The organism is Dokdonella sp., assembly GCF_035703485.1.
Taxonomy (GTDB): domain Bacteria; phylum Pseudomonadota; class Gammaproteobacteria; order Xanthomonadales; family Rhodanobacteraceae; genus Dokdonella.
In genome coordinates this window covers 1-13,927 of record NZ_DASSYD010000178.1, presented here as the reverse complement: position 1 = coordinate 13,927, position 13,927 = coordinate 1, and the positions used below count along the sequence as shown (strand labels likewise).

The 13,927-nt window shown below is 60.0% G+C and carries 12 protein-coding genes; 7 read left to right on the top strand and 5 right to left on the bottom strand.

Going from position 1 to position 13,927, the window contains the following annotated elements; genetic code table 11:
- The 5 genes from VFN25_RS13675 to VFN25_RS13655 form a co-directional block, all read right to left on the bottom strand.
- On the bottom strand, positions 1–1,841 hold a 1,841-nt coding region (locus tag VFN25_RS13675), incomplete at its 3' end, for a gamma-glutamyltransferase family protein (RefSeq protein ID WP_325142842.1).
- Between the two features lie 217 nt (positions 1,842–2,058).
- A complete protein-coding gene (locus VFN25_RS13670; RefSeq protein ID WP_325142840.1) occupies positions 2,059–2,646 on the bottom strand; it encodes a TMEM175 family protein in 588 nt (195 codons plus the stop codon).
- A 349-nt stretch (positions 2,647–2,995) separates the two neighbouring features.
- Positions 2,996–4,555, bottom strand: a complete 1,560-nt coding sequence (rluB, locus tag VFN25_RS13665; protein WP_325142839.1) for a 23S rRNA pseudouridine(2605) synthase RluB — start codon at positions 4,553–4,555, stop codon at positions 2,996–2,998.
- Positions 4,552–5,400, bottom strand: coding sequence for an SMC-Scp complex subunit ScpB (scpB, locus tag VFN25_RS13660; RefSeq protein WP_325142837.1), 849 nt, complete (start codon positions 5,398–5,400; stop codon positions 4,552–4,554). The genes rluB and scpB overlap by 4 nt, the downstream gene beginning before the upstream one ends.
- An 11-nt stretch (positions 5,401–5,411) precedes the next feature.
- Positions 5,412–6,269, bottom strand: coding sequence for a segregation and condensation protein A (locus VFN25_RS13655; RefSeq protein WP_325142835.1), 858 nt, complete (start codon positions 6,267–6,269; stop codon positions 5,412–5,414).
- Between the two features lie 623 nt (positions 6,270–6,892).
- Between VFN25_RS13655 and VFN25_RS13650 the strand changes: the two genes are divergently transcribed.
- From VFN25_RS13650 to VFN25_RS13620, 7 genes are all read left to right on the top strand, one after another.
- Positions 6,893–7,192 (top strand): YciI family protein, encoded by a 300-nt coding sequence (locus VFN25_RS13650; protein ID WP_325142833.1) that lies wholly within the window; start codon positions 6,893–6,895, stop codon positions 7,190–7,192.
- Positions 7,192–7,458 (top strand): BolA family protein, encoded by a 267-nt coding sequence (locus VFN25_RS13645; protein WP_325142844.1) that lies wholly within the window; start codon positions 7,192–7,194, stop codon positions 7,456–7,458. The genes VFN25_RS13650 and VFN25_RS13645 overlap by 1 nt, the downstream gene beginning before the upstream one ends.
- Positions 7,458–8,330 (top strand): peptidylprolyl isomerase, encoded by an 873-nt coding sequence (locus tag VFN25_RS13640; RefSeq protein WP_325142831.1) that lies wholly within the window; start codon positions 7,458–7,460, stop codon positions 8,328–8,330. The genes VFN25_RS13645 and VFN25_RS13640 overlap by 1 nt, the downstream gene beginning before the upstream one ends.
- A gap of 23 nt (positions 8,331–8,353) precedes the next feature.
- Positions 8,354–11,857, top strand: coding sequence for a chromosome segregation protein SMC (gene smc / locus VFN25_RS13635; RefSeq protein ID WP_325142829.1), 3,504 nt, complete (start codon positions 8,354–8,356; stop codon positions 11,855–11,857).
- 24 nt (positions 11,858–11,881) lie between these two features.
- Positions 11,882–12,646, top strand: a complete 765-nt coding sequence (zipA, locus tag VFN25_RS13630; protein ID WP_325142828.1) for a cell division protein ZipA — start codon at positions 11,882–11,884, stop codon at positions 12,644–12,646.
- Between the two features lie 132 nt (positions 12,647–12,778).
- A complete protein-coding gene (locus VFN25_RS13625; protein WP_325142826.1) occupies positions 12,779–13,177 on the top strand; it encodes a phasin family protein in 399 nt (132 codons plus the stop codon).
- 96 nt (positions 13,178–13,273) lie between these two features.
- Positions 13,274–13,864, top strand: a complete 591-nt coding sequence (locus tag VFN25_RS13620; RefSeq protein ID WP_325142824.1) for a hypothetical protein — start codon at positions 13,274–13,276, stop codon at positions 13,862–13,864.
- Positions 13,865–13,927: the final 63 nt, after the last annotated feature.

The window sequence follows — 13,927 nt, the reverse complement described above, 5'->3', positions numbered from 1 at the left end:
TACCAGGCAATCCCATAATCATCCCCCTGCTCACTGGCACCACCCCACAGCGTCCCATTCTTCTGATCCAGCCATATCGCGGTGATCGGGCTGTAGGTGCGGTCGACGATTTCGACCTTGTAGCCCATGCGGCCGAGTTCTGCGCGGTCCCATTCGGAGACGCGTCGGGTGAGCTGGAGGCGGCCGGGTTCGGAGGTGTGTGCGCCGAACGAGCTTTGCATCTGGTAGCTAAGGATGTTGTGGGCTTCGGCGGCTTGCTGCACGTTCATCTTGAACTCGACCATGTCGAGGAAAAACTGCAGCAGGTTTTGATCCTGACTGTCGCCGCCCTGTACCGAGAACGCCATCAACGGCTTGCCGTCCTTGAGGGCGAGACTTGGGGTCAGCGTGGCGCGCGGGCGCTGGCCCGGATGGACCACGTTGAACGGGTTGAGCGCCTTGTCTAGGACAAAGCTTTGCATGCGCTGGCTGAGGCCGACGCCGGTGCCTTCGGGGATGAAGGCTGGAATCCAGCCGCCGCTCGGCGTGACTGAGACGACCCAACCTTCGGCATCGGCTGCTTGAATGGACGTGGTGCCGGCGAGAAAGGCTTCATCGGCGCTCATCAGGCTCGATTGCTGAAAGCCTTCGGCGCCTTCGGCAATCGCTTTCGGCGGAATCGGCGTCCATTTCTTGAGCAGATCGAGGTAGGGATTCTTGCCATTCTGGAATGGATACGGATCGCCGGGTTTGATGGTCGTATCGTTGCGCTCGGGATTGATCAGCGCGCGACGCTGGTCGGCGTACTTTTTCGAAAGCAGTCCAGCGACCGGCTCGACCGGCGGCACGTACGGATCGCCGTAGTAGAAATCGCGATCGGCAAAGGCCAGGTTCATGACCTGATAGAGCGTGTGGATATAGCGCGCGCTGTTGTAGCCCATGCTCTTGATGTCGATTTTCTCGAGCATGTTCAGCGCCTGCAGCATGACCGGGCCCTGCACCCAGGTGGTCAGCTTGTAGACGTCGATACCCTTGTAGTTGGTGCTGACCGGTTCCTCGATATGGACTTGCCAGCGGTCGAGATCTTCCAGCGTCATCAGTCCGCCGTATTTTTTGGAGCCGGCGACGATCTGCTTGGCGATGTCGCCACGATAGAAGCGATCGTAGGCCGCCTGGATTGCCTGTTTGCGATTCTTGCCGGCGGCGAGTGCGGCTGCTTCGGCATCGACCAGCTTTTGAAGTGTGGCGAGCAGTTCGGGCTGGCGGAAAATCTCGCCAGCCTCGGGTGCCGCGCGCTTGCTCGCGTCATCCTTGTCGAGATGGGGCAGAAAGACCTTTTTTGAACCCGGCCAGGTCGCCAGCAAGTCACGACGCGACTCCATGTTGTCGGCCTGCGACTTCTCGATCGGATAGCCCTTGGCCATCTGCATCGCCGGCGCCAGCACCTCGGCCAGACTCAGCTTGCCGTATTCGGCGAGCATGACCATGAGGCCGCCCGGGGTGCCCGGGGTGACCGCGGCGAGCGGACCGTATTCGGGCGGATAGACCATGCCCTTGTCGTGGAAGAATTCTGCCGTTGCGCCGGTCGGCGCGACTCCGAGTGCATTGATGCCTTTGACTTCGCCGGTATGCGGGTTGTAGATCAAGGCCTGTGTTTCGCCGCCCCAGCCGAGCGTATCCCACATGGTCGCGGTCGCCGCGAGCATCGCGCAGGCTGCATCAACCGCATTGCCACCGCGCGCAAAAGTCAGCGCACCGGCAGTTGCCGCCAGCGGCTTGCCGGTGATCGCCATCCAGTGTTCGCCGTGCAATATCGGTTTGACCGTGTGCTGGGCGAGGGCGACGGTGCCTGGAAATGCCATCAGCGCGATCAGGAAAAGGCTTTTTCGCGCACCCGGACGCCTGATTGAAAACCGGCCCATAAGCTACTCCCGTCAGTGATCGGGACAGATTAGCAGACGTTGATGGGTGGGGCAGGGTGCACTTGTCGTGCGCAATTCAGCGGTCGAGTCGGTGCATGGCGGTCTCGCTGCTGAGGGTGGCAATGATTTTCGGCTGATCCGATTTCGCCCGGGCCAATCAATCGTCGTTGTGCTCGGACATGACTTTCTCGATCCGACGATCCGGGATCAGCCACAGGATCGCGACGAGGATGAAGATGCCCTGGGCAATCCCCGGTTGAACGAAGGCCAGCGGGATAGCGGCCACATACAGCAAGGTCGAGATGATGCCCTTGCTGTCCTTGCCAACGGCCTTGAAGACCAGCGAGTCCTTTCCTTCGTTGGCAATGATTCTGCGTACGAGAAACCAGTAGGCGATCGAGGCCATCAGAAGCACGCAACCATAGAGCGCGGTGGGCAGGGCGGAGAAATGATTTTCGCCCATCCAGCCGGTGACAAATGGTAGCAGGGATAGCCAGAACAGCAGATGCAGGTTGGCCCAAAGCGTGCCGCCGCCCACTTGCCGGGTGGCGTGCAGCAAGTGGTGATGGTTGTTCCAGTAGATGCCGACGTAGATGAAGCTCAATACGTAGCTGAAGAGCACCGGCAGCAGCGGTGCGAGGGATGAAATTTCCTCGCTGTGCGGAACCTTGAGCTCCAGCACCATGATCGTGATGATGATGGCGAGAACGCCATCGCTGAACGCTTCCATCCGGCTCTTGCCCATTGCCCTCACCTGTTGCGCGTGGAATGAAGGTGCGAACAATAACCTGTCGGAGCAGCGGATCGGAATGGAATCGCGCAGGGTCAGGAAACGTCAGATTGACTCTCGCTCGTGGTGAGCCTGCCGAACCCTGATCGGAAGTTGCCAAATGGCCGGCAAATTCGGACGCGCAATACAACAGCCGAGCGACTGGTCAATGAGTGATTTCGTTGCTGCTGAAATAGCCCCAATGGTGCTGCTACTGCAGCATGCCCTTCGGGTCACTCGTTCCGCGAATGTTCGTTCCGGCATCGTATTGCTTATGCAAGAATGACGAACCGTGGACCTTGGCTTAAACCCGGCGCCGTGCAAATCAGGAGTTCGAGCCGGGGCCGCGGCGATTGCCATTGTTGCCGCGCGGGCCCTGGCCGCCGGAGTTGCCGCGCGAGCCTTGGTTGCCCTGATTTCCGCGCTTGCCGCGATTGGCATTGCCGGGCTGGCTGTTGCCGCGTGAGGCATTGCCCTGGCCGCCGCTGCGCGGGTTCTTGCCGCGATTGGCCCAGACGTTTCCTTCCTTGGCTGGAGCGCGATTTCCGCGTGCATCATCCTGGGTGGAGTTGCCACGTGGGGCACGATTGCCGACTGCATCATCGGTGCGGGCGTTGCCGCGCGGTGGACGGTTGCCGTTGGCATCGCCCTGGTAGGGAGCGCGATTGCCGTGTGCCGGATTGGCCAGTGAATTCGGATTGCCGCGCGGCTGTCCGCCACTTTTCCCGCCGCGACCGCCCGGCTTGCGCTTGCGATCGCCTGGCAGCGGAGAATCCGGAAACCAGGTGCGCAGCACGGCGGGATTGAGGCCGGGATCGACATATTGGGAGCCTGCAGCCGTCGCCGGCTTGGCACGCGGACGTGACGGACGTGGACCGCCGCCGCCGCGCGAACGTTTGCCCTTGTTGGCGGATGGCGCGCGCCAGCCGTCATCGCGAATGCGATCGAACTGGGCGAATTCGCGCGCTTCATCGGTGCGCGTACTGGTCCAGGCCTGCTGGGATTTTGGATCCGGCTTGAACTCGGTCGGCGTGCTGCGGCGCTGACCGATAACCGGTGCGAGAGTCAGACAAGGCTCGGGATCGGCTGCACCACAAAGTTCGCGCAGGGATTTGACCTGCTCGACCGACAGCTCGGCGGTCTTTTCGCGTTTCAGCAGGCGCGGCAATTCGACATTGGCATAGCGCACGCGCTTGAGTCGGCTGACCATCAGTCCGACGGCTTCCCACATGCGCCGGACTTCACGATTGCGTCCTTCGCGAATGACCACGCGGAACCAGGAATGACTGCCGCCACGGCTGATCACGCCGATGTCTTCAAAATGGGCAGGGCCGTCTTCGAGTTCCACGCCACTACGCAGACGCTCAATGACTTCGTCCGGCACTTCGCCATGCACGCGACAGATATATTCGCGTTCAAGCTCCGAACTGGGATGCATGAGCGCATTGGCCAATGCGCCATCGGTGGTCAGCAAGAGCAGGCCGGTGGTATTGATGTCGAGACGACCAACAGCGATCCAGCGTGCGCCTTTCAAGCGCGGCAGATGTTCGAATACGGTGGGTCGGCCTTCCGGATCATCGCGCGTGGTCATCACGCCTTCGGGTTTGTTGTAGACGATGACCTGCGAATGCTCGCTGGTATCGCTGATGACGACGAAGCGCTTGCCGTCGATCTCGACGCGATCACCTGCGTGAACGCTGACGCCGAGGCTGGCGGCTGTGCCGTTGACCTGGACTTCGCCGGCTTCGATACGGCCTTCGAGCATGCGTCGTGAGCCCAGGCCCGCCGTCGCCAGCACTTTGTGCAGGCGCTCTTCGAGCGTGGCGGCGACTTCTTCAGGCGCGGATTTTTTCAAGGAAAGTACATTGCGTACGGGTGAGGTCATGCATCTTGCTCCGTGGTGTCGGCATCGGTTTCGGACGCGGACGGGATCGGGTTGGAGTCGCCGGTATCGGCGTTGTTGGCGAGGCGGGGAGTGGCGGTGTCGCCGTCTTCCTCGGTGGCCTCTGCAGAATCTTCCGGGTCGGTGTCGGTGGCAGCGTCGGATACGGAATCAATTTCAGTATCGGAATCGTCGGAATTGGCCTCGTCGGAATCGAATCCGGCGACCGCTTCGGCCAGTGCTTGCGCATCGTTGTCGATGACAGTGTTGGTGAGTTCGTCTGAAGGTGGGCTGAGGGCGAGTTGCGGATCCATGTCATCGATGTCGCGAATCTCGTCGAGCGAAGGCAGTTCGTCGAGTGATTTGAGATTGAAATAATCGAGGAAGCCGCGAGTGGATCCGAACAGGGTCGGTTTGCCCGGTGCATCGCGATGGCCGACAACGCGGATCCATTCGCGTTCTTCGAGGGTCTTGATGATATGTGTGGAAACGGCAACGCCTCGAATCTGCTCGATCTCGCCTCGCGTGATCGGCTGGCGATAGGCGATCAAGGCCATCGTTTCGAGCAGGGCGCGCGAGTACTTGCTCGGCCGTTCGGTCCATAGCCGGGCGACCCAGGCGTGGACATCCTGACGAACCTGGTAGCGGAAGCCGGAAGCCACCTCGACCAGTTCGATGCCGCGATCCTGACAATCGGCCTGCAATGATTCGATGGCACGCGAGATATCGTCATGGCTGGTGGCCTCGTTTTCAACAAACAAGGCGAGTAACTGGGTCGCGGTCTGCGGCGTCCCGGCAGCCAGGATGGCCGCTTCGATAATACGTTTCAGGAGTTCAAATTCGATCATGTGCAAGGAGTTCAATCGGCGAGTGCCAATGATTTCAGGTAGATGGGAGCCAGCGCTTCGCCTTGCGAGATTTCCACAAGAAGTTCTTTGGCCAGTTCAAGGATGGCAAGGAAGGTGACGATGATGCCGTGTCGCCCTTCGCTGACTTCAAACAGGGTTTCAAAGCGGTGGAATTCACCATTGCCGAGTAAACGCAGCACATCACTCATGCGATTGCGTACGGACAGCACTTCACGCTGAATGGCGTGGTGGCTGAACAACTCGGCACGGTTGAGGACATCCTTCAGTGCCAGCAACAATTCGCGCAGGTCGACCGGCGGCGGCAGGCGAATGACATTTTGATCAGGGACGTAGGCCGAAACGACGGCCGTATCGCGTTCCAGTCGCGGCAACTCGTCGATATCGGCTGCCGCCTTCTTGAAGCGTTCGTATTCCTGCAGGCGGCGTATCAATTCGGCACGAGGATCTTCCTCAAGGCCTTCTTCACTGGGTGGCCGGGGCAGCAGCAGACGCGATTTGATTTCGGCCAGAATGGCTGCCATGACCAGATATTCGGCAGCCAGTTCGAGGCGCAACTCCTGCATCAGATCGATGTAGTCGACGTACTGGCGCGTGATCTCGGCAACCGGAATGTCGAGAATATCGAGATTCTGCCGACGGATCAGGTACAGGAGCAGATCGAGCGGCCCCTCGAAGGCATCGAGAATGACCTCGAGCGCATCCGGAGGGATGTAGAGATCCTGGGGCATCTGCAACACGGGCTCACCGCGCACCAGCGCCAGCGGCATTTCCTGCTGCTGCGGCACAGGCGGGAACGCCGGGGCGGATTCTTCTTGCTGGATTTGAGGTTCGGCTGTCGGGTTATTCATTTCCGATCCGGTTGCCCGACGCCTCACGGCGTGGGTCGTGCGCAGATCATTCGTAATAAGGATTCGACCTGCAGGCTGGCCTGACGGGTCGATCGCCTGGTCGGCGCCATCGCACCGATATCCTGCGATTGACGTGGCATGGGATTCGAGAATCCGAATCGAAGCCGTCGCAAGTTTGTTTCAATTCAATGTCGCTGCCGACTTCCCTCGGCATGAACCGCGATCGGCGTTTGATTGCCTGAGTCACTGGTTGTTTCGATCCGAAGGACTTCGCCGTGCCTGCTGAGAAGGTGCTCAGGAGTGTCTGAAACCACACGCCCTGCAATGCATCGGAAGCACACGACTGCAACGGTCTCGCCGCCATCAGGCGACTGGCAGAAGTGCTGAACCCACGGGTACAGGCGCAAGCCTAAGCCCAATGGATGCCTCAAGTCCAGCGTATTGATGCAATGCGAAGGCAGTCAAACCCCTGCGAGTCGCCTTGCGCAGCAAACCGGGTCCATCCGGGTGACCCCGTTGCGAGGGGATTGAGCCCGGTGCTTGAGGCGGAATTTGGGTGGATTTCACGCGACCTCACGATTCATCCGGGCTAACATAGCCGCCCCTTATCGGAACCGATGACCATGTGGTACGCCATAACCGGATATGACAATGCGGATTCCCTGGCCGGGCGTGGAACGGCGAGGCCGGCTCATCTGGCTCGATTGAAGGCGTTGCATGAGGCCGGACGTTTGCTGCTGGCCGGGCCGTTTCCCTCAATTGATGCCGAAGATCCGGGGCCGGCGGGATTCAGTGGCAGCCTGATAGTTGCCGAGTTCAATGATCTGGCTTCGGCGCAAGCCTGGGCCGATGCAGACCCGTACATGGCGGCCGGCGTCTACCGGCACGTCGATGTGCGGCCTTTCCGCAAGGTTTTGCCGTGATTGATCGTCTGGCCGAGATTCGCTCGCGTCTGGAACAGGCATTTGCGCCGAGCGGACTCGAAATCAGCGACGACAGTCACCGCCATGTCGGTCATGCCGGCGCACGCGATGGTCGGGGTCATTTCAGCGTCCATATTGTCAGCAGCGCTTTCAACGGGCTCAAGCCGCTGGCCCGCCATCGCGCAATCTACGCGGCGCTGGGTGAGCTGATGACAACTGATATTCACGCGTTGGCAATCGACGCACGTTCTCCAGAGGAAACATGATGACTGCAATTCGAAACATCCTGGCGATGCTGGCCGTTACGGTCTTGGCAGGTTGTGGTGGCAACGCCTCCAACTCGGCCTTGCCCGGCAATCTGCCAGCGGTGGAGACCGTGAATGGTCAGGACGTACCGCAGATTTTGCTCGATATCCTGGCCAGGGAGCGCAAACTGGATCTTTCTGTCCCCGAGCAACGCGCCGCTGCCTTGACCGAGCTGACGGATTACATCCTGCTCGATCAGGAAGCGAGGAAAGAGGGCTACGCAAAGGACCCGCAGTTCGCTGCCGAGGTGGAACTCAATCGACTGCAGGGAAATGCGAACGCCACACTGGGCAAGTTCCGCAGCACCGCGCATGTCGATGAGAGTGTGCTGAAAACCGAATATCAGCAGCAGATTGCCAAGGCCGGCCGCGTTGAGTACGACTTCAGCCAGTTGCTGTTCAAGAGTGAGGACGATGCACTCAAGGCTTCGGGTGAAGCGATGACGCAACCGTTCAACGAAGTTTACGATCGCTGGAGCAAGAAAGCCTTGCAGGCGCGTGCTTTCCAGCGTGTACGCCCTTCGCAACTGCCCAAGCCTCTCGGTAACGCCTTGATTGCGCTGAAATCCGGGGAAACCAACAAGATTCCTATCCAGACCCAGTATGGCTGGCACGTGATGCACGTCAGCGCGATTTCGCCGTTCGTGCCGCCAAGTTTCGAGGAGCTCAAGGACAGCATTCGTGAAACGCTGCTGAGCCAGCTGAGCGAACAGCGACTGACCCGTTTGCGTGACACGGCCAAGGTGACGACGGCAACGCCCGATAGCGCTGAACCCGCTCCAGCCGGCGCCGCTGTGCCCGTTGAAGAGCCGGCCGATAAATCCGCGAACTGATTGAACAGGGAAACTTCTGCTCCATGCGACTGACTACGATCAAGCTGGCTGGCTTCAAATCCTTTGTAGACCCGACGACCCTGCATCTGCCCACCAACATGTCGGCAGTGGTTGGCCCGAATGGTTGCGGCAAATCGAACATCATCGATGCAATTCGCTGGGTCATGGGCGAGAGCGCCGCGAGCCGCCTTCGCGGTGGTTCGTTGACCGACGTGATCTTCTCCGGATCGAGTGCGCGCAAGCCGGTCGGTCAAGCCGTGGTCGAGCTGGTGTTCGACAACTCCGATGGCACGGTCACCGGCGAATACGCCGAGTACAACGAAATTTCGGTCAAGCGTCTGGTCAGTCGTGATGGCCAATCGCAGTACTTCCTCAACGGGACGCGCTGCCGACGTCGCGATATCACCGATTTGTTCCTTGGCACCGGCCTCGGGCCACGCAGCTATTCGATCATCGAGCAGGGCATGATCAGCCAGATCATCGAATCCGACCCGGATCAGTTGCGCATGCATCTGGAGGAAGCGGCTGGCATTTCGCGTTACAAGGAGCGGCGCAAGGAAACCGAAAGCCGAATCAAGGCGACCCGTGAAAATCTCGATCGTGTGACTGATGTCCGTGACGAGGTCGACAAGCAGCTCGAACATCTCAAGCGTCAGGCCCGCGCAGCCGAGCGCTGGCAGGAGTTCCAGGCCCAGCGCAAGCGCAAGGAAGCCGAGCTCAAGGCGGTCACCCTGCGCGAAGCGCGCGCCGATCTGGATTCCCGATCCGGCGCGCTGCGCCAGGCCGAATTGGCCATCGAGCAGCAACTGGCTGAGCAGCGTCAGCGTGAAGCACAAATCGAGACCAGTCGCGAGGCGCATACCGGTGCCAGTGAAAAATTGAATGCCGTGCAGGGCGAGGTTTACAAGGTTGGCGCCGAGATTGCCCGGGTCGAGCAGCAGATCCAGCACAGCCGCGTACTTGCCGAGCAACTTGAGCGCTCACGCCTGGAAACCGAGCGAGCCCATGTTGAACTGGCCGAGCATATTGCCAATGACACGACCCAGGTTGAATCGCTGCGTCTCACTCTGAGTGATTCCGCGCCCCAGCGTGAAGCCTTGCACGAAGCGGTCGAGAAAGCCGTGGAAGAGTTGAGCCTTGCCGAGGGCAGGCTGGCCGAATGGCAAGAACAATGGGATGCCTATACAAAAACCAGTTCGGAGGTCGGTCAGTCGGCTGAGATCGAACGCACACGTCTGGACTATCTGGATCGTCAATGCGTCGAGGCGGATCGTCGTCGCGAGACACTGGAAACGGAGAAGAAGGCAGCGGACCTGGCTGAACTGGGTCGCGTCCTGGAGACTCTTGACGGCGAGCAAACCCAGCTTCGCGAACAGGTTGAATCCCTGACTGCAGTGCTCGATGAGAAGCGTCAGGGCTTCGAGGCCATCGTCGAGCAGGAGCGCAATCTGCAAACTTCGCTGAGCAGCAAGCGCAGTGAAGTGGAAAAAGCACGTGGGCGTCTGGCCTCGCTGGAGGCATTGCAACACGCCGCGCTGAGTGAGGATGGCAGCGGTGTGCGGGAATGGCTGGAGCGTCTCGGCCTCGGCAATCCCAAACGCCTTGGTGAAGCGCTCGATGTCGACAGCGGTTGGGAACGAGCGGTCGAGACGGTGCTGCAAGGCTGGCTCGATGCAGTTCTGGTCGAGTCGCCGGAGACGTTGCAGGCGGAGCTGACTCATATCAGTGAGGCCGATTTGACCTTGCTTGCCGCAGAAACCGGTTCGGCCTCTGCGGCTGCAGGCACGCTGGCCGCGCATGTGCGTGGGCCGGCCGCAGCATTGGCTTTGCTCAGTCGCGTGCGCACGGCAAGTTCACTTGCGGAACTACGCGAACGCAGCGCTACGCTGAACGATGGCGAATCGATCATCAGCGCTGATGGCGAGTGGGTTGGCAACGGATTTGCACGGGTGGCGCGGGCTCAGGGCTCGCAAGTCGGTGTGCTTGCGCGTGAGCGCGAGATCGCCGAATTGACGGCCCGAATCGAGATCCTCGATGGAGAAATCGAGGAGCACGCCAAACAGGTGGAAGATTCGCGCGTGGCCCGCATTGAGGCCGAACGGGTGCGTGACGATGCACAACGCGAGACGCATGCCGGACATCGCCGTCTGGCTGAGATTTCCGGCCAGTTGCAGAGTCAGCGTGGACGCATGGACAGCGCCCAGGAGCGTCTTGTCCGGGTCGATGCCGAACTCGGCGAATTGATCACCAAGCTGGATACCGACCACGAACAGATTCGCGAAGCGCGTGGTCGTCTGGACAAGGCGGTCGAGCGCATGAGCGAGCTTGAGCAGCAACGTCAACAACTGGATGGCGCACGCCGACAGCTCCTCGAATCACGCGAAGAGGCACGCATGAATGCGCGGGAAGCGCGCGATGTCGAGCATCAGGCGGCATTGTCAATCGAATCCAAGCGTTCGGCGCTGACTTCGCTGGAACAATCGTTGCAGCGCATGCAAACCCAGCTCGACCAACTGGAATCCAAGCGGGGCGAAATTGCCGCGCAACTCGAATCCAGTGGCGATCCGCTGGCGGAACTTGAGGCTGAGCGGCAGAGCTGCCTCAATCAACGTCTGCTCGTCGACAAGCAGCTGGTCGAAGCGCGCAAGGCGCTGGAAGAGCGCGATGCCGAGATGCGCAAATACGAAGTTGAGCGCAATCGCATTGCGGATGCGCTGACCGAGCGTCGCGAGGAACTTGGCAACCTGCGCTTGAACGAGCAGGAGCGCCGCCTGCACGCGCAATCCCTGGAAGCTTCGATTGTCGAGGCCGGTTTCGAGATCGATGCCCTGTTCGCGGAATTGCCTGAAGCCATCGAGGCCGATCAATGGCAGCGCGACCTGGACGATCTCGAGCACAAGATCCGGCGCCTCGAGCCGGTCAATCTGGCCGCGATCCAGGAGTACGAGGAGCAATCCCAGCGCAAGGTCTACCTCGATGCACAATTGACCGATCTGGCGACGGCACTGGAAACCCTTGAAAGCGCCATTCGCAAGATCGACCGCGAGACCCGGCAACGCTTCAAAGACACCTTTGATCGCGTAAACACAGGCGTACAGGAGTTGTTTCCGCGTCTGTTTGGCGGCGGCCAGGCCTATCTCGAACTGACTGGCGATGACCTGCTCTCGACCGGTGTCACGATCATGGCTCGCCCGCCCGGCAAGCGCGTGACCTCAATCTCCCTGCTATCCGGTGGCGAAAAGGCGATGACCGCTGTTGCTCTGGTGTTCTCGATCTTCCGCCTCAATCCGGCGCCGTTCTGCCTGCTCGATGAGGTTGACGCTCCGCTCGATGAGGCCAACGTCGGGCGCTTCTCGGCGCTGGTTACGGAAATGAGCCAGAGCGTCCAGTTCATTTTTGTCACCCACAACAAGTCGACCATGGAGGCGGCCAGCCAACTCTGTGGCGTGACCATGCGCGAGCCCGGTGTTTCACGACTGGTTCAGGTCGATCTTGCCGAAGCCGCTAAACTCGCCGGGGCAGCGTGAGGTATGGGCATGGAGCAGCAAGCAATGAGCGCCACTGAAATGCGCGTCATCATTTTTTTCGTCGGCATGCTCGTGCTGGCGTTGATCTACTTTTTTGGCCAGCCGCGGAAGCCCGGGCAGGGCAAGCGCACGATGTTCCGCAACCCTGTAGGCGAGCGCGTCGAGCCGACGCTTTCTGCGGATCTGGATATCGATACGCAAGATTCAGATGCCCGCAAAGGCGAGCAGTTTGACCTTCTCGCTGGAAGTGAAAGCGGAGATCCGGCAGCGGAGTCGAAAGCGGCGGCCAAGACGAAGGCGCGGCGTTCGCCAAGGAAGCCTGTCGGCATGCGACCCGATGGCCCGATCGAGCGCATCATCACCTTGTTCGTTTGCGCACGCGATGGCGAGATGATTGCCGGAAGTGAGCTTGTCGTTGCCGCGGAAAAGGCTGGCCTCGAATTCGGCGATCGCGGCATTTTCCATCGTATGGATGCTGGCAAGCCCGAACTCGGTCCGATCTTCAGCATGGCAAACATGCTCAAGCCGGGTAATTTCGACATGGCCCGGATCGAATCGCTGGATACCCAGGGCCTGACCTTGTTCATGGCCTTGCCCGGGCCGCTCCCTGCGCTGGATGCCTGGGAGGCCATGTTGCCCACGGCGGAGCGTCTGGCCGAACTGCTCGATGCCAACCTGCTCGATGAAAAACGCAGCACCCTTGGTCGACAGGGAATTGCCCATATTCGCGACGAACTGCGTGCCTGGGATCGCAAGCACGAGAGCAATCAGATTCGTCCGAACTGGTAATTGCCTCCGGCTACCGCAATCACCCGCGCACTTGTCCCAAGCCGCGCGCAGTAGTGTGAAAGCTCAAGCGTAATCGTGGAAGATGGCTTCATCGCCCATCCGTGGCGAACTTCCCCAATCAGGAGACGCAAGATGAGCAAGCAAATCAAAGTGACGCAAAAGAACAAGGCAGCGACCATGACGACGGCCGACAAGGCACAGAAGGTATGGCTCGCCGGTCTCGGTGCATTCTCGATCGCGCAGAAGCAGGGCATCGAGCTGTTCGAGAGCATGGTCAGTGAAGGCAAGTCCTACCAGGCCAGCAGCGAGAAGCTGGTGCGCAAGGTGTCCAAGGACGTCAAGGGCATCGTCGATAGCCGCATGAAGCCGGTCAAGCAGCGCATCAAGGCCATCCGCAGCGATGCAGAAGCGAAGATCGAGCAAGGCGTCGGTCGCGCCATGTCCTACGTCGGAATTCCATCGAAGGCCGATGTGGACGCATTGATCGCACGCGTTGACAAGCTCTCGCGTCAGTTGCGCGCAGCCAAGTAAGCTGCCTGCTCCAGTGGAATAAAAACGGCCGCCCTGTGCGGCCGTTTTTATGTGTGTATCGTTGACGCCTGAGTACGCACAGTGTCTAGTAAGCCAATGAAGCGGTTCACGATACCCATCCTTCTACTTGTGAGCGTGTTTGCGGTGGCCCCGCCTCCCGCGTTTTCGCAGGGCACCATTCCTTCCGACGTTGCGATCACGATGACGGCAACGCCCAGCGACAACCTGAGCCCAGGTGAGCTGATTTCGTTTGTCATTACAGCGACCAATCTGGGACCGGCAGCTGTTCCAGTGCTGCCGATGATCAGCTCTCAATTTATCGATGAATTCGATCTGGGCCCCGGGGGAAGCAGCAATTGTCCCGGCATCGCATTGCAGGTCGCCGACGGCAAGTACTTCTTCTACAATCTCGTATGGGATCCCACAATTACTGCACCCTTGGCAGCAGGAGAAACCAGGGTCTGCGAGCTAAAATTTTCCCTGACGGAGGCGGCACCAGAGATCCTGCCTTTCACGTTCGGGATCTATGAATCCTGGGTTGATCTCAACGAAGCGAACAATTCAGCGACAGTGATCTTGCGTCGGGGAGATATGGCGCCAGTGACCTTGCCCATGCTTTCCCCCGGCGCGCTGATGGTGCTGTTGGGCATGCTCACTTTCATGGCATGGATCCAGCTACGTCGCTGAAGCGGGGCAAGCTCCGCCGCCCAACGTCTTTGCGCTTCTAAAGCACGCTCCTTCGTCGCGCGG

Coding starts and splice junctions, on each gene's coding strand:
- VFN25_RS13670 (WP_325142840.1), bottom strand. CDS start 2,646: ATGGGCAAGAGCCGGATGGAAGCGTTCAGCGATGGCGTTCTCGCCATC.
- VFN25_RS13650 (WP_325142833.1), top strand. CDS start 6,893: ATGTGGTACGCCATAACCGGATATGACAATGCGGATTCCCTGGCCGGG.
- VFN25_RS13640 (WP_325142831.1), top strand. CDS start 7,458: ATGACTGCAATTCGAAACATCCTGGCGATGCTGGCCGTTACGGTCTTG.
- VFN25_RS13655 (WP_325142835.1), bottom strand. CDS start 6,269: ATGAATAACCCGACAGCCGAACCTCAAATCCAGCAAGAAGAATCCGCC.
- VFN25_RS13625 (WP_325142826.1), top strand. CDS start 12,779: ATGAGCAAGCAAATCAAAGTGACGCAAAAGAACAAGGCAGCGACCATG.
- scpB (WP_325142837.1), bottom strand. CDS start 5,400: ATGATCGAATTTGAACTCCTGAAACGTATTATCGAAGCGGCCATCCTG.
- VFN25_RS13620 (WP_325142824.1), top strand. CDS start 13,274: ATGAAGCGGTTCACGATACCCATCCTTCTACTTGTGAGCGTGTTTGCG.
- smc (WP_325142829.1), top strand. CDS start 8,354: ATGCGACTGACTACGATCAAGCTGGCTGGCTTCAAATCCTTTGTAGAC.
- zipA (WP_325142828.1), top strand. CDS start 11,882: ATGAGCGCCACTGAAATGCGCGTCATCATTTTTTTCGTCGGCATGCTC.
- rluB (WP_325142839.1), bottom strand. CDS start 4,555: ATGACCTCACCCGTACGCAATGTACTTTCCTTGAAAAAATCCGCGCCT.